Origin of the sequence: Indolivaga alginatilytica, from assembly GCF_003201355.1 — a bacterium.
Lineage (GTDB): Bacteria > Bacteroidota > Bacteroidia > Bacteroidales > Dysgonomonadaceae > Dysgonomonas_A > Dysgonomonas_A alginatilytica.
Map to the genome: position 1 here is coordinate 74,909 of NZ_QICL01000008.1, position 20,636 is coordinate 95,544.

The 20,636-nt window shown below is 36.0% G+C and carries 14 protein-coding genes; 5 read left to right on the forward strand and 9 right to left on the reverse strand.

Annotated elements, in window-relative coordinates; all coding sequences use genetic code 11:
* Window positions 1-367: 367 nt before the first annotated feature.
* Window positions 368-3,754 carry a SusC/RagA family TonB-linked outer membrane protein gene (locus tag CLV62_RS08380; RefSeq protein WP_110310332.1) on the forward strand — a complete coding sequence of 1,129 codons (3,387 nt, stop codon included), beginning with the start codon at window positions 368-370 and terminating at the stop codon, window positions 3,752-3,754.
* A gap of 12 nt (window positions 3,755-3,766) precedes the next feature.
* Window positions 3,767-5,353, forward strand: coding sequence for a SusD/RagB family nutrient-binding outer membrane lipoprotein (locus CLV62_RS08385; RefSeq protein WP_110310333.1), 1,587 nt, complete (start codon window positions 3,767-3,769; stop codon window positions 5,351-5,353).
* A 64-nt stretch (window positions 5,354-5,417) separates the two neighbouring features.
* Here the strand turns inward: CLV62_RS08385 and CLV62_RS08390 are convergent, their stop codons facing one another.
* The 3 genes from CLV62_RS08390 to CLV62_RS08400 form a co-directional block, all read right to left on the reverse strand.
* Complete coding sequence (locus tag CLV62_RS08390; RefSeq protein WP_110310334.1) at window positions 5,418-6,446, reverse strand: hypothetical protein; 1,029 nt, start codon at window positions 6,444-6,446, stop codon at window positions 5,418-5,420.
* A 242-nt stretch (window positions 6,447-6,688) separates the two neighbouring features.
* A complete protein-coding gene (mscL, locus tag CLV62_RS08395; RefSeq protein ID WP_110310335.1) occupies window positions 6,689-7,108 on the reverse strand; it encodes a large-conductance mechanosensitive channel protein MscL in 420 nt (139 codons plus the stop codon).
* A 66-nt stretch (window positions 7,109-7,174) separates the two neighbouring features.
* On the reverse strand, window positions 7,175-8,494 hold the full coding sequence (locus CLV62_RS08400) for a hypothetical protein (protein WP_110310336.1): 1,320 nt from the start codon (window positions 8,492-8,494) through the stop codon (window positions 7,175-7,177).
* A gap of 313 nt (window positions 8,495-8,807) precedes the next feature.
* Between CLV62_RS08400 and gldG the strand changes: the two genes are divergently transcribed.
* Window positions 8,808-11,216: a gliding motility-associated ABC transporter substrate-binding protein GldG gene (gene gldG, locus CLV62_RS08405; RefSeq protein ID WP_110310337.1), complete on the forward strand. Its 2,409-nt coding sequence runs from the start codon at window positions 8,808-8,810 to the stop codon at window positions 11,214-11,216.
* 65 nt (window positions 11,217-11,281) lie between these two features.
* On the opposite strand, the gene CLV62_RS08410 is transcribed toward gldG, so the two are convergent.
* The 3 genes from CLV62_RS08410 to CLV62_RS08420 form a co-directional block, all read right to left on the reverse strand.
* Window positions 11,282-11,884, reverse strand: coding sequence for a nitroreductase family protein (locus CLV62_RS08410; RefSeq protein ID WP_110310338.1), 603 nt, complete (start codon window positions 11,882-11,884; stop codon window positions 11,282-11,284).
* Between the two features lie 360 nt (window positions 11,885-12,244).
* The gene (locus CLV62_RS08415) at window positions 12,245-12,916 is read right to left on the reverse strand and encodes a flavin reductase family protein (RefSeq protein ID WP_110310339.1); all 672 of its coding nucleotides are present in this window, start codon (window positions 12,914-12,916) and stop codon (window positions 12,245-12,247) included.
* A gap of 34 nt (window positions 12,917-12,950) precedes the next feature.
* On the reverse strand, window positions 12,951-15,674 hold the full coding sequence (locus CLV62_RS08420) for an AsmA family protein (protein WP_110310340.1): 2,724 nt from the start codon (window positions 15,672-15,674) through the stop codon (window positions 12,951-12,953).
* A 243-nt stretch (window positions 15,675-15,917) separates the two neighbouring features.
* On the opposite strand from CLV62_RS08420, the gene CLV62_RS08425 reads away from it, so the two are divergent.
* Entirely contained in the window at window positions 15,918-17,030 is a 1,113-nt protein-coding gene (locus CLV62_RS08425; protein ID WP_110310341.1) for a hypothetical protein, read from the forward strand.
* A 48-nt stretch (window positions 17,031-17,078) separates the two neighbouring features.
* Here the strand turns inward: CLV62_RS08425 and CLV62_RS08430 are convergent, their stop codons facing one another.
* Window positions 17,079-19,049, reverse strand: coding sequence for an ABC-F family ATP-binding cassette domain-containing protein (locus CLV62_RS08430; protein ID WP_110310342.1), 1,971 nt, complete (start codon window positions 19,047-19,049; stop codon window positions 17,079-17,081).
* 47 nt (window positions 19,050-19,096) lie between these two features.
* On the reverse strand, window positions 19,097-20,053 hold the full coding sequence (locus CLV62_RS08435) for a homocysteine S-methyltransferase family protein (RefSeq protein WP_110310343.1): 957 nt from the start codon (window positions 20,051-20,053) through the stop codon (window positions 19,097-19,099).
* Between the two features lie 68 nt (window positions 20,054-20,121).
* On the opposite strand from CLV62_RS08435, the gene CLV62_RS22160 reads away from it, so the two are divergent.
* Window positions 20,122-20,250 carry a hypothetical protein gene (locus CLV62_RS22160; RefSeq protein WP_262509956.1) on the forward strand — a complete coding sequence of 43 codons (129 nt, stop codon included), beginning with the start codon at window positions 20,122-20,124 and terminating at the stop codon, window positions 20,248-20,250.
* A gap of 13 nt (window positions 20,251-20,263) precedes the next feature.
* Here CLV62_RS22160 and CLV62_RS08440 read toward each other — a convergent pair whose 3' ends face one another.
* Window positions 20,264-20,596: a DMT family transporter gene (locus CLV62_RS08440; protein WP_110310344.1), complete on the reverse strand. Its 333-nt coding sequence runs from the start codon at window positions 20,594-20,596 to the stop codon at window positions 20,264-20,266.
* Between the last annotated feature and the right edge of the window lie 40 nt (window positions 20,597-20,636).

The following is a 20,636-nucleotide window of genomic DNA, read 5'->3' on the forward strand; positions in this document are numbered from 1 at the left end:
ATCTAAAAGATTTTCATGTGTTATATAACATATGTAGGTAGTTAACATTTTTTTCATGGTCGGTCTTATTGTGTTTTTATTGTATTTTAAGTGTGTATAATCAACTCATTTATAGGTTTATAATACCTATTAGTGTGTATATTTATGGTGAAATATTGTGGATGATTGTTTCTTTTAGTTAAAATCAAAAAACTCTTAATATATCCTGAAATCCTTTGTTTATGCTGTTTCTGGGTCGAAAGTTCTATCCGTTTGTTAAAAAAATAATGTCCTGAAAACTTTTTTTTATATTTTTTTTGTAATTATATTTGCTGCACGGAACTAGATTGATTAATAAATCTGAAATTTAATTAAAAACTAATTTTCTATGAAGAAAAAGGCTATTAACCTAGCTCAGACGCCGATTGCGTTTAAGCGGGTTTTGTTTGCATTTCTCTTTTTCTCTGTTTGGGCAGCACCCAATGTTGGAGCTAATCCTTCATTATCAGGCGAAAAAGTAGTTGAAGCACAAGTGTTGCAAGATGGAAAACAGACTGTGATCAAAGGTACTGTTATCGATTCAAATGGCGAAGCGCTTATAGGCGTAAGTGTCAAAGTTATAGGTACTTCAATAGGAACAGCTACTGATTTTGATGGTCGATATACCATAAATGTACCACGTGTAGGTTCTGTACTGGAATTTACATATGTAGGATATACACCTAAGAGGGTAACGGTAGGATCTGAAGCTACTATTGATGTTCTGTTAGAGGATGATTCTCAAATGCTTTCCACAGTAGTTGTTACAGCGCCAATCGGTGTGCAACGCCCTCCTAAAGAAATCGGATATTCTGTTAGTTCTATTTCAGCAAAACAGCTAACGGAGGCGGGTACAACCAACTTTGGATCTGCATTATATGGAAAAGCAGCGGGTGTGAAAATCACAACAGCCCCTGGTGGGGCAACTAGTGCTGTAAATATCCAGATTCGTGGTATAAATTCATTGAATTATGACCAACAACCATTGTACGTAGTGGATGGTGTGATGATTCGTAATGATGGTCAGGCAGCGGGACAGGGAACCAATAATGGGGGATTTGATGGTGACCAACGTATTAGAGGAAACGGATTGTTAGATATTAACCCTCTGGATATAGAAACAATGACCATACTGAAAGGTGCATCGGCATCGGCTCTTTACGGATCGGACGCTGCTAGTGGTGTAGTGGTTATCACAACTAAAAGAGGATCGAAAGGTCAAGGGTTAGGTGTAGAAGTGAACTGGAACGGTATGGTGGAAAACGTAGCTTTCCTTCCTAAATATCAAACAACATATGGTCCTGGTTATGAGCCGTCTATAAATCTGGCTAATGGTGCTACTGTTGACGGTTGGATGTATGATGAAAATTCGAAACTTAATAATGGATATCGTCCTTATTTTAGAGCTTATGCACAATTTGGACCTAAATTTGAAGGACAGCAAGTTTCGTGGTGGGATGGTTCTGTAGGTACTTATAGTGGCAGTGATAACTTTAAGGATTTATTTCAAACAGGATATACATCTAATCTGAATATCGCTTTGGCGAAACAAACAGATAATTTAAATTATCGTTTGTCATATACAAGGTTAGATAATTCGGGAACTCAAAGAAACAGTGGAGTACAGAAAAATACATTTAATTTGAATTCTGTTATTAATCTGGATAAAAATGTGACGCTGGATGTTGTTGCTAACTATATTAATACAAATATCAAAAATAGACCTTATTCTACTTATAATATATTAGGAAGTAATGACGGGATGTTTAGCCGCGCTGAAAAAGTTTCGACACTTCTTAATAATTATAAGACGTCTGAAGGGTATAAATATGTGACATATGGAGCTTCTAAAGGAAATCCTGACGATGCATTCATTTACACCATACGTGCTACTAATACATTGGATTATTTATGGGAAAGATTAAGAAACAGTTATGATGAAACTGAAAATCGTTTAATAACTAGTGCAACCCTTAATTGGAATGTTTTAGATAAATTAAAATTTAGAGGTCGTATTGGTAATGACTTTACTGCTGCAAATATAGAAGGCAGGGGATATACTGAATACAATCAAATTTATAACTCTGATGGTAGTACCGGTCGATATGAGATTACTAAGAATCAGTATTCGATACTTTATGGTGATGCTATGCTTACTTACTCAGATAAAATTACTCCGGATTTTGGATTTACTCTTGCTGGAGGATTTCAGGGTCGTCAGGAAGAATATAAATCACAGTATTCAAGTACTCGAAATGGACTTAATGTAGAGAATTGGTTCTCATTATCCAACTCATATGGATCAGTTGGAACTAACTCCAATACAAGAGAACTGCTTAAGTATGCTTACATTGGTGTTCTGAATTTATCATATAAAGATATGCTATTTTTAGAATCTACTGCCCGTCAGGAATACTCATCTACCCTTCCTGTTGATAATAATCACTATTTCTACTGGTCTACTAACAGTAGTTGGGTATATAGTGATGCATTTAAATTACCTTCATGGATAACTTATGGAAAGGTTAGAGCATCATATGGTATTGTAGGTAACTCTCCTGTAATGTATGCAGCTAATGTGGCCTATACACAAACATCGTTACAAGCCTCTACAGGTTCTGTTCCTGCTTTTACAATGAAGTCTACTTATGGTAATCTGAATTTAACTGCTGAAATGAAACACGAATGGGAATTTGGTTTGGAAAAACGATTCTTTGATGATCGTGTGAGTTTGGATGTAAGCTATTATACCAACAAGGTGAAGGATCAAATAATGAATATAACTGTACCTTTATCAAGTGGTGCTACAGATCAGACTGTGAATGTTGGAGAAATAGGAAGTAAAGGTTTGGAAATTGCAACCAGTGTAACTCCGTTTATTGGAAAATTCCGATGGACTACTCGTCTTAATTGGGCTTTTAATTCTTCCAAGGTAAACTCTTTAGCACCGGGTATTAATGAACTTCAATTTGCTTCATTTGACCAGGGGAGTATTAAGATCTCTTCTGTTGCCGGTGAAACATTAGGTAATATTTATTCGTTTGTTCCTAAGAAAAACGATAAAGGAGAGTTTCTTATTAGTAATGAAGGATTTTATATAATAGATCAGACTAAGTATGAGAAAGTTGGTAATATTATGCCTAAAGTAGTAGGCGGATGGTCGAATACTTTCAATTATAATAATTTCTCATTAGATTTTACAATTGATTACCGATTTGGCGGACAGATAGTATCTCCTCCTACTAAATATGGTACTGCAGCAGGTTTGTATGAAAGTACAATGAAATACAGAGATCCAGAGAATGGTGGGGCATCTTGGAATTATTTGGCGACTAATGGTAAACAGTATTCCCTTACAGACGGTATGGTTATTAATGGAGTGAATGAAAATACCGGTTTGCCTAACAATGTGACTATTTCAGCTGCTGAATTTTATCGTACAACTTATCAATGGGGTGCTGATGGTTGGAATGATGGTATGGTATACGATAATGATTTTATCAAATTCCGTGAGTTAACATTGGGATATGCAGTTCCTGATCTATATGCAAAAAAAATAGGATTATCAGGTCTTCGCCTTTCAGTATTTGGCAGAAACCTATTCTATGTGTGGAGAAGTTTAGAGAATATAGATCCGGAAGCGTCGATTGGAAGTAGATGGTGGTCGCAGGGGATTGATAGTGGTGCTTCACCAGCTTCAAGGACCTTTGGATTTTCAGTAAATGCAAAATTTTAAAACAAGGAAACAATGAAAAAGATATTAATAATAATTACGGTCTTTGCGTCTGCATTATTACTGACGGTTAGCTGTAATCTGGAAGATAAATTTAATGATCCTGAACAAACTACCCAAGGTAGTATTCCAGCATTATTTACTTCCGCGATTAACAATTCCAGAATGCGTTCGGAATATTGGCATGTAAGAACAATATTGGCTGTTGGACAGGGTGTTTATACACAAACAGTAGCTTTCAATAAAAGTTCATCTGTATATCAGTCGAATGATGGTTATTATGGACAATACTGGCGGGATTATTACAGTGCCCAGTTTGGAGGTGCTATGGCTATGTATCGTCAGATGGAAAATGTGAACTCGACACAAAGTACCCCTGCTGAGCAAGTTGCTAATGAAATCTTTTTTCAAGCAATTAAAGTTATACTTTATGATGTTGGTTCACAATTTGTTGATATGTACGGGGATATCCCATTTTCAGAAGCAGGAAGTCTACATTTGACATCCGTGAGTACACCAGCTAAATTTGACAATCAGCAAGAGCTGTATATGAGCTTCATTGAGGAATTGGATAAGACGGCCACTTATTTTTCTACTGCACAAGGAACTACAATGTTTCAGAGACAAGATATTCTATTGGCAGGAGATGTGAAGAAATGGCAGAAATATGCAAATTCAATACGATTAAGACTTTTAATCCATATATCTTATGTTAATGAGGATTATGCTAAAAGTGAGATTCTGAAAATGCTCAATGATCCGGCTAAGTATCCTTTAGTGGATGGAGATAATGTTGCTAATTATAATCCTGCTACAACAGATATACTGAATACTCCTCTTAAGGATTATACGAATTCGTTAGTTATGGCTTTGAGTGATGGATTATCATATGTTGCTCCTGATTTTATGCTGAATAAATTGATGGTTCCGACTGAGGACATCAGATTGGATGTTATGTTCGATAAAAATGCTAAAAATAAGGTGCAAAATATAGGTTATTCAGGGGCGCCAATTACTTTAACAAACGAACAGCTAACTCAGTATAGTAATACTTTCTCATGTTGGGATTCTACAACAATTTGGCAAAATAGTAATATTCCGGGGATCAGAATTACAGCTTCTGAGGTCAACTTTATTAAAGCTGAAGCTCAACAACGTTGGGGTGATGCGGCTAAAGCTAAATCTGCTTATGAAACAGCTGTAAAACAATCTGTGTCATTCTATTATTATTTAAATAGTATAGCAAGTAGTACTTCTGGTGGCGGATTCAGACTAGAAGTTAAACCTTCCGATGCTCTTATAGATAAATTTGTCACAGAACGCATTGCGTATGCAGGAACTGCAGACAAGAAATTAGAATTGATAGGAACTCAAAAATGGTTACACTTTGGATTTTTACAAGGTATCGAATGTTGGACTGAATATAGACGAACTAAATATCCGGTATTATTACCTTTCCCCTCAGATGGTATGACTAATGGTTTTGAAACACCGCCTACCCGCATTGTTTATCCTTCGGATGAAACAAATTACAATCCTAATTATGCGGATGTACAAGCAAAAAATACTCGTACTACTAAGATATTCTGGGATGTGAAATAATATTCCGTAAGGTAAACTATTTAGAAAAAGGAGCTATTCTTTACGAATAGCTCCTTTTAGTTTATTATCTTAAGTACTTAGCCATTTCTACAATCTGAGATACTGTTTTCAATGGATTGGGATTGTCTAAAATAAATTGCACATAAAAACCTCTGATATAGCCATTAGGTAGTTCTGTATACCCTTGAGGAGCCGATTCTGTAAGAATTATCTTTTTTATCTCTGTCTGTTCCTGATTGATATATAGTCTATAGCCAAGTTCTGCAGTTGTGAGTTTACGGCACCAACGTACAGGCATCCAATGCCATGTTTTCTGTGAAATTCCTTCCGGGTAATCATGTATAGCAACTCTTCCATCCCATGTTTGAAACAAGGTAGCTTCAATAAAACCATAAAAATCACCGGTTAATGCATTAAAAGATTCAGTATCGGTACCCTCATGATTGTGTTTTAGCTCAAATACTTGAGGCCCATTGAAACGTGCTCCTCCGGGCATTAGATTGAATCCGTATTTATTGGTATTATTAGGTCCGAACCAATAAGTTAATCCGGGAATAGCAACAGGGTTATCTCCTGCCTGAACCGTTAGAGAATGCCTCACATCTTGTTCTGTACCATTTCCACACATTGCGAATAATTGACGGAAATCATTAGTTGATGCTGCACTCCATCCACTAGTTAGTACTTTCTCTTTTCCTTCGTAAATAACACACTTGCCTCTATCTTCCAGATATTCGAAACGATTCCTATCATAATAAGGACCACAATACTTCTCAATATCGGCAATACTCACATTTTTGAGTGATTGTGGATCAAGTCTGTATCTTGTAAGCACAAGTTCTATGTCGGCTTTGGTAAAAGGCTGACCGGCGTAATGATTTATATTGCTATTCATCCATAAGTATTCCCCAATCCTTACAGCCTTGTAGTCTACAGACTTATTGATAAAGTTATCGAAGAAAACAAGAGGGATAGTGGGTACTTTTTCGACTGTTGGCGGGGTTGGTTCCGTTGGTGTTACTGGTTCTAAATTGTCATCATCACTACAGGACATAAAAACGAATAGGATGAGTAAGAGCTTTCCAAATTTCATTATAATATTGTTATTAGTATTAGCTTTTGGTATGTATTTACAAAGATAAGGAATCTTTACAGAATCTAAAATGTTAGGTTAAATAATGACTATTTTAATGCTAAATAAAAATCTTATGTTGAAAAATGTAGCTTTATAGATGATAACCTATCTATATGGTTAAGTGTTAATAATTAGTATAATAAAATCGGATGAAATCTTGTAGTTCCATCCGATTCATATCAGTATTAAATCCTGAATCTTTATTTTTTTTCTTTGAGAAGATCTCTGATCTCAGCCAGTAAAACTTCTTCTTTGGAAGGAGCAGGAGGCGCTGCAGGAACTTCATCTTTCTTATTTTGAAGACTATTCATTCCTCTAATAACAAAAAATATGGCAGTCGATATAATTATAAAGTTGATTACCATCTGTATAAAGTTGCCATAATTGAGACTAACGGCAGGTATTACTGTTCCGGCTGCATCTACGGATGCTTCTTTAATGACCAGCTTTAAATCTGTAAAGTTAACACCGTTAAGAAGTACTCCGATTGGAGGCATAATAACATCATTCACAAGTGAGTTTACTATTTGCCCGAATGCTCCACCGACTATAACCCCTACGGCCATATCGACTACATTGCCCCTCATCATGAATGCTTTTAGCTCTTTTACAATTGCCATATCTATATATTTTATTAGTTATACTTTCTTCTTTATAAGTGTCGATTCTATAACGCTGGCCGGTAATTAATTGTTTAATACTATTTCGATTTTCTTTTCTCCGTTTTCTATATAGGTCTTGAAATACGCTTGGTCTTTGCCCATCTTTTTGATCAGATAATAATTATTCAAATAGTCAGGATGAAATTTTTGAATATTGTTACTGAAAAACAGAGATACTGTTTGTATACTTATACTTATAGGATCCAGAGGTACATTGGGTTTATAATTACCATTGCTCTTTAGATATTGTAGCATAATATCCCTGTCGGCACTAACCAGAAGATAGTCTTTATAAAATGCAAGATAGACAGATGAATCGTGATGAAAAATATCCCTGCCCATTTGCTCGGATGTCATGTAGATATGCTGATTTCCTAAGACTCTGTCTCTGGTACTGAATCTTCTTTGTATGTAATTTACTTCAAGTTTATTGAGATGATTATATATGTCGAAACGATCGTCTTTATGTTTGAGTGCGTAAATAGGGGATGCTTGATCTTCATTTAAAATAAATCCATATGACGGTGCGTCAAATAGGCAAATAAGCGAGCTTGAAATACTTGCTGCATTGGTGTCTACCTGATAAGATATTAAAGAATCGGGGAATATTGAATAGTCGATGGCTATACTATCGTTATCGGTAATTGCTTGATTAGGCCAGTTATTCGAAAAAGGAATACTGGTAAAGCCTTCAAGTTCGATGAGATTATGTTCAAGATCAATATTGAACGAGGTGAAGAACGTCTTATTATTGAAATAAAGGTTTGCCGGATAACTTGTCTTTATTTGTTTCGCTATTTCGGTCGCAGATTTATTACTGAATATATTATTAGACGAATCGGTATCAACAAAATGCTCTAGAAGTGTGTAGTTATATCCTCCGATAAAAAATCCCTGATAAAACATACACGAAAAAAAACGGTTATTATCAGCAGGATAGAAAAATAGTTTAGCATCCTTATATGTTCTGGTTTTAGGAGCAAAAGCAGGATATAAATTAATATTCAGTAAGGTTTTTATTCTTGATTCTTGTTCGCTGGTAATTTTGCTTATTATATAGATGTCTTCTTTCTGCTCGGCTATTAATATTGGATAGGTAAGAGAACTTTCGATTGTTTGAATTACATTTTCAAGTTCAGGAAAGAAGGGCGTGAATACTTTAGTGTTTTTCTCTTTATTGATTTGCAGTATGCCTGTAACCTCTGCCGGGATATGTGTATATAGATCTGTCTCAAATACTCCTTTATCGTGGCTGAGCTTCTGAAACATAATTATCCCTGTCGTTATAATTACAACAACCAACAAAGATAAAAGACCTATTTTTACACCGGATTTTATATGCATATGCAAAATAAAGTATCAGACTTATTTGTTACTTAAATTAAGTAGTCAATAATTATTTTATTGTACTTAATCAGCTAGTTACAAAGATATAGTAATATTTCTTTAAATTTAACACCTATAGATAACAAAAAGGTACTTAAAATAGTTTCGCGATTACATATCTTTGTTGGTCTAAGGTTACAAATCTATTACTATCATTGTAGCATATCTATAGTAAAGGGTATATTGTTGCCTCTGAATGATAATCTTTTATGTTATTTTGCCTTACGTGAGAGGCAAAAAGGTTTAAAGCTTATAAATGAACTAAATTAAGATGGGTATTTTGATACGGAAAGAGCTGCTTTCGATATTATGTTCGGGTATAGGATTGTTTTTTGCACTGATATTTTTAGTTGCAAGTGGAAGTATGCTGTGGTTTTTTGAGGGAAATTTCAATATAATGGATACAGGCTATGCTACTTTAGAGAAATTTTTTAGTCTTTCGTCTATTCTCTTTGTTCTGCTAATTCCTGCATTGACCATGCGCCTTATTGCTGAAGAGAAACGTAATCGAACGCTTGATATGCTTCGTTCCCGTCCCATTAGTATATCTGCTATTATTGGTAGTAAATGGCTTGCTTCCTTACTATTTGTAGTATTAGTTCTACTTCCGACTTTTATATATGTTTATACTCTGTATGTTTTGGGCAGTCCCGTCGGAAATCTAGACTTAGTAGTTATAATGATTTCTTATTTGTCGCTAATTGGTTTAGGAGGCGTTTTTATAGCTGTCGGGATATTTGCTTCATCACTTTCTCAGAATCAGATCATAGCATTTGTAGTAGCCTTATTTATCAATTTTGTGATTTATTTTGGCTTCGATCTATTAAGTGCTCTTTTTGATGCAGGAGCTACCAGAGTTTTTGTTGCGTCCTGCGGTTTGTCATATCATTTGTCAGAGGTGCAACGCGGCGTTATCAGCATGAATAATGTGTTGGCATTCTTCAATTATATATTTATCATCTATTTGACGACTCTGTGCGTATTGAGCCTGAAAAACAAAAAGACAAATAAAAGATTGATTGTATATGGGTTCGGTATTTTAGTTTTGAATGTTGTGATGCTGTTTTTACCAAATTCCCGGTTTGATTTTACAGCAGATAAAAGATATACAATCAGCGATTATTCGAAGGCATTAGTCGGTTCTCTTGCTGAGAGTGAATCTTCGCAGGTAAAAATCAATGTGTATTTAGAGGGTAATCTTAACTTTGGTTTTCAGCGTTTGAGAAATGCTACTAATCAGTTTCTCGGCGATTTGAATAGGTATGCAGGTTATAAAATGGAAATCTCATTTATAAACCCTGCTACATTGAATGTATCGAGAGAAGAATTGCCTGATTATATGGCGCATCGTGAAATGCCACCGATTATGCTCAATGAAGTTGATCGTGATGGAAAAGTCAGCAAGCAGTTGATTTATCCGTATGCAGAGGTGATTGTGGATGGCGATACATTGCAAGTCTCTTTGTTGAAGAATATAAAAGGCAATACGGCAGAAGAAAATTTGACAGCTTCAATTGTGAATCTCGAATTTCAGTTTGTCGATGCTTTACGTCTTTTAATGAGAAACGAACCTCAGGCTATTGCTTTTATAGAAGGGCATGGAGAATTACCGAGAGCTTATGTCTATGATGCCGAGGAAGCTTTAGCTAAATACTTTTTTGTAAACAGAGGCGAAATAGGTGTTGATCCCTCTATTCTTGATAACTTCAGAGTCGTAATTATTGCAGGGCCTACCAAAAGATATTCCGAAGCGGAGAAGTACATTCTCGATCAGTATTTAATGAAAGGCGGACGCATTCTCTGGTTGATAGATGGTGCATATGTGTCTTTAGAAGATTTGGCCAATAAAGGGCAATCGGCAAGTATGAGGAATGAAACGGGATTAGATGATTTGTTGTTTACTTACGGTGTGCGGATTGAATCTAATTTCGTTCAGGATGCTCAGTCTACTCAAATATTGGTTCAGAACGATTCAGAGGCACAACCTGTAACTATTCCCTGGTATTATTCGCCGTTGTTACTTCCTTCTTTAGATAATATAATTACAAAAGATATAACAGAGGTAAAGGCTGCCTTTGTGAGCAGTGTTGATGTATTGAATAAATCGAAGTCAGTTTCAAAGAATATTCTTCTTACCACATCACAACATAGTCGTATTGTTCCTGTTCCCGAGATGATAACCTTCGATGTGGAACATATTCAATCCGATGTGCATTATTTTAATGAATCTTTTCTGTCTGTTGGAGTCTCATTGAAAGGTACTTTTCAATCGGCTTTTAATAACAGGCTTGTTCCCGATAGTGTAAGCCTGCAAGGATATAAAACCCGTTTAGAGAGTGCTGATGCTAAAATGATAGTCGTAGGCTCATCAGACATCATAAGGAATGAAGTAATAGGGCAGGGCGATAATACAGAGGTTTTGCCGATGGGGTATGATCGTATTTCGGGACGTAGATATGGGAATAAAGATTTTATAGTAAATGCAGTCAATTGGCTTGCTAATGATGATGGCTGGATGGAGCTTCGTTCGAAGACTCAGGTACTAAATTTGTTGGATAAGAAACTTATTTATGAGCATAGAAACAAATATGCTGTATTAAACATTCTTTTTCCTGTGTGTTTTATTGGATTGCTTATTGGCGGTGTGATCCTGCGCCGTCGTTATAAATATATCCGTTAAATATGATAATAAAGAAGAGGCAGAATCTTGATGCTGCCTCTTCTAAAATATATAGATAAGTAACCTTATTTAAATACTAATACACGTTTATCCAGCGGCGAAAATTCTTTTTCTCCCGGTTCTGCTGTTGGTGTACCAAAAGGCATTTGAGAAACAAGCTTCCAATTAGGATCAAGCTTCCATGTTTTGGCAACCTCTGCATCTATCAATGGATTGTAGTGTTGTAGTGATGCTCCAAATCCTGCATCTTCCAACATGTTCCATATTGTAAATTGGTGCATAGCCGATGTGTGTTCTGACCACTTAGGGAAGTTTTCACTGTATGAAGGGAATGCTTTTTGTAAACCTTCCACTACAGCTTGGTCTTCGAAGTATAACACTGTACCATATCCGGCAGCAAAACAATTGTCTATTTTGTCTTCTGTGGCTTTAAAATTATTTTCCGGTACTATTTTTCTCAATGTTTCTTTTACGATGCTCCATAATTTACGATGGTTGTCACCTAGTAAGAGAACTACTCTTGTCGATTGAGAATTAAAAGATGATGGTACATGGAGTACCGCATATTCTACAATTTCTTGTATTTCTTTGTCTGAAATTGGAGATACATTACTTATTGAATAATAAGTTCTACGATGTTTAATTGTTTCTTTAAAATTACGAGCCATAATTCTTTATAATTTAGTTCATGTAAAATAACAGTTTGTCACTCTGGTTTGTTGTTGTGATAGTTTTTTTTAAGAAACTCCTAATAGGTATTTCTATATATTCACAGAATAATTATCTGTGAAAATGCGTATCTGTAAATGTAGCGAAAATATATGTAATGTTAAGTGAATGAAAGTACTTAATAATACATATATTTTTAAAGTAAATAAGAAAATGTAAACAGATTTATACCTGCCTGAAGCAACAAAAAGGTTTGAGATCTTAATGTTGAAAAACCGATTTTAAATAGGAACTAAAAAAATAAGAGCCCCTTCTAGAGGCTCTTATTTTATATGGTAAAGTGAAGTTTAATAAATTAGTTATTTTTTCACCCAAACCTTAGTAATATCACCTACTAATAATTGGTGATAGTTTTTGGCACTTTTATAAGCTTTGTTCAGAAATTCTTTATCCTCTGGCTCTATAACATCAGCAGGGTTAATAGTTGTTTGTTGAAGTACTTTACATTCTATTACCAAGAAAGCTTCTTTATAGGTTATATTGCCCGATGGGGTATCTACTTTGGTCAGCTTAAGCTCTTTCATCTTGTCTGAGTCTCTGCCTGTTTTACTACCCAAGAAAAGTACTTGATCTTTATACGTTTCGTCAAAAAACGAGAATGTATAGGTTCCGTTCTTTTTTATCAGTTCCAATGTATAGCGACTTGCATTAAGTGTACACCATGCAACTTGTTTTTCATACAATCTGCCCCATCCGCCCCAACTGGCTGTCATAGAATTATACAGGCTGTCTTTTCCGGCAGTAATCACAGAGTAATTCACCTCCAATAATTTGAATATATTCTGATCAATCTCTTTAGCATCTATTGATTTGAATAATTCATCGAAACTTTTACCCGATACATCTGCTGCAGGTGTAGTAGCTACTGTGGTGCTATCGTTGATTTGTTTATCTGTAGTTTGTTCCTTTGTTGCGTTGTTACATGATGATAACAGGGCAACGCTTACTAATAATAAAAAGATCTTTTTCATATGTTGTTTATTTGTATATAAGTTCATCGAAACCTTATTGAGCCTCCAGCTTCTTAATTTGTACTTCGGCTTCCTCGGTTAGTTTTTTTGCATTCTTTTTAGCTTCGGAGACTAATTTATCTGCTGCGGTTTGGGCTGCAAGTTTAGCAATAGCTCCTTTGGGCTCGGCTGCCGATACTAGTTGCTGGCCTCTTTTCTGAGATTCCTCTACAAGTTTGTCTCCCGCAGTTTTAGCTTCTTCACGAAGTTTTTGAATTTGTTTTGTTTTCTCTTCTCCCACTTTTGCTGTTACCTCTTCTTGTTTGTCATTGGCGCTTCCTCCTAGTAATTTGCCTACAGCATCACCGCCGAGCAAATTGCCTATGAGGCTTTTAGCATCTACACCGATTTTAGGATCTGAAAATGTCCCGCCGATTGTTATAGGGATATTACTCAGGTAGGCATTAGCCATCGATTTGGGTAAGGTGATCGAACCTTTATAGTTGATCGTTTGATCCAGTCCTGTTGTTCCTTCCAGATTGAGTTTTCCTCCATCGCCTATGCCTACAGTGAATGGTTTGGTATTTATTTTACCTTCATTTATCGTAAACGGAATACTTACATCTTTGGCTGAGAACGATTTGAGTGCATCTGTCTTTAAGCTCGAAGATAATTTATTCAGAGCTTCAACGCCTTCTACTTGCACATCATTGGCTTGTAGTACTCCACTGGCAGTAAGCCCGCTTAGCATTTTCAGTAGGTTGTCTCCCATAGATGCATTCATGTTCATATTCATCGAATAGTTTCCTAATACTTTATCAAATACGGGAGCAAATTTCTGAATAGTTTCTACTGATTTAAATGTTTCAGCAAAAGAAGCTTTGCTGATATTGGCATTAAGTGTAACCTTTGGATTTTTCGGATCGCCGGCTGTGCTGTACGAACCTGTAACTTTAGCTGTTCCTCCTAAAGCATTTGCTGTAACATCTTGCATGGTTATAGTCCCATCCTTTACAGCGATAGATCCTTTGAGATTGGTAATATTTACCTTCTCGTAAACCACTTGCTTCATATCTGCATTAAGAGCAAAATTGAGATTGGTAGGCACTACAAAGTTATCAGATGATTGACTTGCAGCCGATGGCGTTGTTTCTGAAGTACTTGTACTTTCTGTTGTGGCAGCAGTTGAACTTTCACCCATAAAATCGTTCAGGTTGAAATAGTTCGATTTCAAGTTTAGTTGACCTTTTAAGGTTTGGTTCTTCAAGGCATAAGCAATAAAGTTTTCCAGACGACCTGTTGCCGAAATATCATTCTTACCGATTTTCACATCTAATGACGATAAGTTTACATATTGTGGTGTGAATCCTAATTCTGCATTATTTATAACTACGTCTTGCATATCGCCTGACCTATAGGTCATATTGTTCAACTTTAGCGATCCACTGGCATCTACATTTTGGTATTGCTCTTTTTCTATTGCCGACATACGTGTTGCAATATTGAGATCAGCAGTCAATTTTCCGTTTAGTTCTATTCCTTTGTCTAAAGGATAGACTTCTTTAATCATTGCTAAATCAATTATACCTTTCAAATGAGCTTTAAGACTGGCATCACTCATCGGTGTCTGGATATTCAGACTTGCTGAAAATGGATTGCCTGCCATCGAAAAATTAAATTTACTAATGTCGATAACCGTATTATCAAATGAACCACCCTTATTGCTGATACGCATATCTACATTGATATTATCAACTGATTTAGGTAACGATGGATATTGAAACATGGCATTATTAATCAATAGCTTAAAGTCAAAGGCAGGATATTGTTCTCCTTGCATTAACCCTTTTACAAATCCGTCAAGAGAGGCTCTCCCCGATGTTTTAATGTCCTTGAAGTCTTCGGTGTACATTGCAGGGAGAATAGACAATATATCCTTAAATTGCGTATCAGGAGCCTTTAGTTTGAGGTCAAAATCCTTGCCGTCTTCACCTACCATAGCTACCGATCCGTCAATTGAAGCTTTTACATCATTTAATTGTATATCACTTTCAACGAATGTAAACTTAACCTTATCCATATCAGCATCAATAGTTGCATTGGCTGTTCCTTTAATTTTAGACAAGTAAGGTATGCCATCCATTATGAAGGATACTTCTCCGATGTTTGATTTTGTTTTCAGTGTAGTTTTTTCCGCACTAAAATCGCCGGATACTTCACCGCTCCAATTGGTCAGGATGACTTTCATGTTGGATTGCTGATCGTCGTAGGTTACCTGACAATTATCGAGAGATACTTTTTGCAACTTCAATTTGAAAGAGGAACCGCTTCCTGTTTCAGTATCGCTTGTTATTGGAACTACTTCTGCCGAATCTACTTTTACAATATCCCAGTTGGTACGCCCATCGGTGAGAACCTTGGCATAAACTGTAGCACCATTCATATTAATTTTCGAAACTTCATAATTGCCTTTCAATACCTGAATGATATTTAAAGTAACGTCTGCCGATTTGGCTTTTAATAAAGTGTCTCCGGCAAAATCGCCAACTCCACTTATCGACATATCTTCGAGAGACAGTGTTATATTGGGGAAATTAGAGAAAATACTGACTCCAAAATCATTAATATGAAGTTCTGCATTCAGGCTACTACTTGCTGCATTAATTACCGCATCTTTGATCTTATCTTTAATTAAAAATGGGATTGAAATTAGTATAGCCAAGAGGACTATAAAAACTCCACCTCCTATTATGAGACCTTTTTTTACACCTTTTTTCATTTGTCTTTGCTAGTTTAATGCTTTAAATTAAGTAATTCTGTTTAAATTTCCAGATATAATATAAAATATGGGTTTCCTTACTTTAATATTCGGTGCTAAAGTTAAATCTTTAGTCTGCCATAACAGTAAGGATAACTGTTAATGTATATAAATGCTTATAGAAATAACATTTTTAGTTTATTTAGAGATGGGTGGATTTTTGTTAAATTTGTTCACGTATTTTTAATAACAATGATTTAATTTATGAAAACAAAACTGCTCTTCTTTCTTTTCTTCTTTCTCGGAGGTATTTACGCTTTTGGCCAAAACTATCCTAATATAGTGAATCACAGCTTCAATGGAATTCCGGCTTATGGCGTTAAAATTAGAACTAATCTGCCTTTTCAAAATTCTTCTCAAATGCCTACAATAAAAATTGAAGGGTATAATTATGCAGCTAATACTTCAGCAGTTTCAACAATTAATCTAAATATTGCATGGTATATTTATAATAATGAATTTTATGTTCCTACGGCATCTAGCTTTGGTGGTACCGCACCAAATGTCTGGCTTAGTAACGAAAATGGTAAGGTTGTTATTTTTTTAGGTCAGAAGATTTATTATCAGAGATTTACGGTGAGTGCTTTTGCTCAAGGTATGGGCGAAAAGGCTGAGTATTTTCAAGGGTGGACAGTTACTGACGCCGCCTTAAGTGGTACTAGTCAAAAGCAAGTTCCTTATAAAAATGTATTTGCAGGTAAAGTCGGTATTGGAACTGAAACACCACAATCGGAACTAGATGTAAATGGAGGTATCAAAGCAGGGCAAATAAATCTGGATAATGAAATGGTAATAGGGAAACAAATGCCGGATAGAAAAAATACTAACAGATTATCATTAGTTCCAGTTAATCATACGGGTGGAACATGGTTGTTTTCTTCAAGAGATACTCCCACGAATGCTTTTTTAGATATCTCATATGGTGCTAATAAGCTTATTACATTGCAACATAATTTTAAAGTTGGAATTCTTACAGATAATCCGCAGTATCCTTTAGATGTTGCAGGAACTATTCGTGCTACAGAAGTTAGAGTGGAAATTACTCAAGGCTCTGATTTTGTTTTCGAAGAAGATTATAATTTAAAACCACTCTCTGAAGTAGAAGCTTTTGTAAAAGAAAACAAGCATTTACCCGAAATTCCATCTGAAAAGCAAATGCAAAAAGACGGGCTTAATATGAATGAGTTTCAAATAAAACTTTTACAAAAAATAGAGGAGTTGACTTTGTATACAATAAATCAAGAGAAGCGGTTGAATGAACAACAATCCCTGATAGAACTCCAAAATAAAAGAATAGAGCACTTGGAGAATAGGTAAATAACTGTCTATATAACAAAAAGAGAGATCAACTGATCTCTCTTTTTGTTATGCTCTGGTTTTCATTTCTTCGAGTTCCATTGTGATAAGTTCCCATGTACTCATCTCATTCTCTATGTCTTTTGTCATTTTCCCGTGTTTTTCAAATAGTGCAGGATCGCTTGATCCTTCGGGAGTGGCGAGAGTTTCTTCCAAAGAAGCTTTCTCCAGTTCCATCCGTTCTATTTTTTGCTCAATATCCGATATTTGCCTTTCAAGACGTTTGATGAGACGGTTCAGTTCCTTCCGTTCTTCATAAGAAAGCTTATTTTCTGATGGGGTAGGAGTTGTCGTTGTCGTAGTTGCCTCAACAGCTTTGGCGGCAGATGCTTCAACCTTAGCAGCCGAAACTGCTTCGAGTTCTTGTAGAGTATCCATTTTTTTCTTTTGAAGAAATTCGTAAATACCGTACAAATGTTCTTTTACCTGTTGGTTTCCGAATTCGTATACCTTGTCTACAAGCCCATCTAAAAATTCACGGTCGTGCGATACAACTATAACCGTACCGTCAAATTCCTTGATGGCATCTTTCAGGACATCTTTCGACCGCATATCCAAGTGATTGGTCGGCTCATCCAGAATCAGAAGATTAACAGGTTCTAATAATAGGCGGATCATTGCTAAACGGCTTCGTTCACCTCCCGAAAGTACTTTTACTTTTTTGTCGGATGCTTCTCCTCCAAACATGAACGCTCCCAGTATATCACGTATTCTGGTGCGTATATCGCCTGTTGCTACATAATCGATAGTTTCAAATACAGTACGGCTTTCGTCGAGTAATGAAGCCTGATTTTGTGCGAAATATCCTATTTTTACATTATGCCCTAATTCTAATTTTCCTTTGAAATCGGTCTCGCCCATGATACATTTTACCAAGGTCGATTTACCTTCTCCGTTCTTTCCTACAAAGGCTACTTTATCGCCTCGGTTGATGGTGAAAGTGGCATCTTTAAAAATCAGATGATCTCCATAGCTTTTTTCTAAGCCATCAGCAATAACGGGATATGAACCTGATCGTGGCGCAGGGGGGAATTTTAAGCGAAGACTCGAATTGTCTTCTTCGTCCACTTCCAAACGGTCGATCTTATCTAATTGCTTGATTCTCGATTGCACTTGTACTGCTTTGGTTGCTTTATATCGGAATCGCTCTATAAAGTCTTCTGTTTCCTGTATTTGTTTTTGTTGATTTTCGTAGGCTCTGATCTGTTGTTCGCGGCGCTCTTTTCTCAACTCTACATATTTGGTATAATGAACTTTATAATCGTGTATTTTCCCTAACGAAATTTCTATGGTACGTGTAGTTACTGCGTCCAGAAAAGCCCTGTCGTGAGAAACCAGAATAACTGCATTGGCATGTGTGGAAAGAAAATTCTCCAGCCACTGTATAGATTCTATATCGAGGTGGTTGGTTGGCTCATCGAGTAACAATACATCAGGACGACGAAGCAATAGCTTGGTTAATTCGATGCGCATACGCCAGCCTCCACTGAATTCGTTGGTAGGGCGTTCGAAATCCGTACGTTTAAAACCCAATCCAATCAGTGTTTTTTCTACTTCTGCAAGGAAATTGCCACCTCCCGACATTAAGAATTGTTCGTTAAGGTAAGAAGACCTGTCTATCAGATTATGATATTCTTTAGATTCATAATCAGTACGAGTGGCAAGTTGTTCATTAACTTCTTCTAATTCAATCTCTAATTGCTGAATATGATCGAAAGCCAAAGACGCTTCCTCCAGAACTGTATTTCCATCGTTCAGTTGCATATGCTGTGGCAAATAGCCAATGGTAAGTTCCTTAGGATATGAAACGTTTCCTTGTGTGGGTTGTTGTAATCCCGCAAATATTTTGAGCATAGTCGATTTACCGGCTCCATTTTTGCCGACAAGTGCTATTCTGTCTTTTTTGTTTACTACAAACGATATATTATCGAAAAGAGGACGGCCTCCAAATTCTACTGTTAGTCCTTCTATTGAAATCACTTTTTCTAAATTTTATTTGCAAAAGTACAAATTTTAAGGTCGCAGACCTATTTGTTGCTTTTTTTCTCAAAAATCATCTGTTTATTTGAGATTCTTTTTGCAATTTGTTCTATATGTGTATTGTCTGTGCCACAGCACCCTCCTACAATATTAAGGTTAATGAACTCATTTAATTTAATAATTTCGTTGGCAAGCTCAATACTATCGGAACATTTTAAGTCGGCGGAGTTATCTAATTCCTCAGGCGAAAGGGGAGATGTATTTGCCTGTATTCCACCGAAGCGTTCTTTTACGAGTGGGGTTTGATTAAATTCTTTTTCTAATGCCGAATATAAAATCTTAGGATGTACACAATTAGCCATATAACAAACGGGCTTTTGTTGTGTTGATTTATCTATTAGCATAATAGCATCGTGGATGGAAGTCCCGTCTATTAAACACCCGTTTTCTAGAATCATAAAACTTATAATATATGGTAAATGGGTTTCCTCTAAAGCTTTTGCCATTCCGATAGCTTCGGATAGTGCCGGCATAATGGCTGCAAACAAAAAATCGACTTTCGATTCATGGAATAAGTTGGCTTGCCACGAATGAAATTTCTTGGCTTTTTCAATAGATAGCATATCTTTAGCTTGATAGGCATCTCCTTTGCATCCCATAAGTCCTCCTGTAAACATGGTTGTTGAGCTACTTGCTTTAATCGATCTTAAGAAGGAAACATTTTCGGAGATGATATCTTCGCTGTATTTCGACTGATTAACACGTTCTTTATTAGCTCGTCGGGTAGGTGTGGTAGCAATAAAAGGGAGATTATGTTTTTCAGCAATAGCTATGTACTCATTCCATAGATACGTTAAAGCTTGACGACCTTCGTTGGTATAAATGAGGCTTGCCATCGCTACATCAGCATCAAAAGATAGATTATATTCGCGTTTCAATCGTTCTCCCAATGCACCTTCCATTAAAAGAGGAGATTTATTTGTATAGCATGTTAAGAAATCCATATGGCTGAAAAGTATTTATTATTATTTTTACATTTGCAGAAGTTCAATTTATATACTTATATTTCTTAATGAAAAAAGTTTTAGTAATTCTTTTTATAGCAAGCTTGCTTATAAGCTGCAAATCATCATCTAAAGCGTGTGGTTGTCCTTATGGAAGTATCCATACACCATCAGCCGAATATTTGGCTCAGAAATAATAGTTTTGAGGCTTTAATGTGCTGATGTTTTAGACCAAACATTTATAATAACTACTCCTGCTACAATAAGTGCCAATCCGATAATAGCCGGAAGGTCGGGTACTTGTTTAAAAGCGAAAATTCCTATTATGGTTATAAAAACAATACCTATCGCAGACCAAAGCGCATAGGCTATTCCTACGGGTAAAGTTCTAAGGGTTAAACTCAGAAAGTAAAATGCAGCAATGTAACATACTACGGTGACAACGCTGGGGATGAGCTTGGTAAATTGTTCGGACATTTTTAGTGAGGATGTTGCTACTATCTCAAATGCGATAGCCATTAATAGGAATATGTAATGCTTCATTGTTATTAACTTTAGAGTGCAAAAATACTCGAAAAAGACG

Coding starts and splice junctions, on each gene's coding strand:
- CLV62_RS08380 (WP_110310332.1), top strand. CDS start 368: ATGAAGAAAAAGGCTATTAACCTAGCTCAGACGCCGATTGCGTTTAAG.
- CLV62_RS08385 (WP_110310333.1), top strand. CDS start 3,767: ATGAAAAAGATATTAATAATAATTACGGTCTTTGCGTCTGCATTATTA.
- CLV62_RS08390 (WP_110310334.1), bottom strand. CDS start 6,446: ATGAAATTTGGAAAGCTCTTACTCATCCTATTCGTTTTTATGTCCTGT.
- mscL (WP_110310335.1), bottom strand. CDS start 7,108: ATGGCAATTGTAAAAGAGCTAAAAGCATTCATGATGAGGGGCAATGTA.
- CLV62_RS08400 (WP_110310336.1), bottom strand. CDS start 8,494: ATGCATATAAAATCCGGTGTAAAAATAGGTCTTTTATCTTTGTTGGTT.
- gldG (WP_110310337.1), top strand. CDS start 8,808: ATGGGTATTTTGATACGGAAAGAGCTGCTTTCGATATTATGTTCGGGT.
- CLV62_RS08410 (WP_110310338.1), bottom strand. CDS start 11,884: ATGGCTCGTAATTTTAAAGAAACAATTAAACATCGTAGAACTTATTAT.
- CLV62_RS08415 (WP_110310339.1), bottom strand. CDS start 12,916: ATGAAAAAGATCTTTTTATTATTAGTAAGCGTTGCCCTGTTATCATCA.
- CLV62_RS08420 (WP_110310340.1), bottom strand. CDS start 15,674: ATGAAAAAAGGTGTAAAAAAAGGTCTCATAATAGGAGGTGGAGTTTTT.
- CLV62_RS08425 (WP_110310341.1), top strand. CDS start 15,918: ATGAAAACAAAACTGCTCTTCTTTCTTTTCTTCTTTCTCGGAGGTATT.
- CLV62_RS08435 (WP_110310343.1), bottom strand. CDS start 20,053: ATGGATTTCTTAACATGCTATACAAATAAATCTCCTCTTTTAATGGAA.
- CLV62_RS22160 (WP_262509956.1), top strand. CDS start 20,122: ATGAAAAAAGTTTTAGTAATTCTTTTTATAGCAAGCTTGCTTATAAGC.
- CLV62_RS08440 (WP_110310344.1), bottom strand. CDS start 20,596: ATGAAGCATTACATATTCCTATTAATGGCTATCGCATTTGAGATAGTA.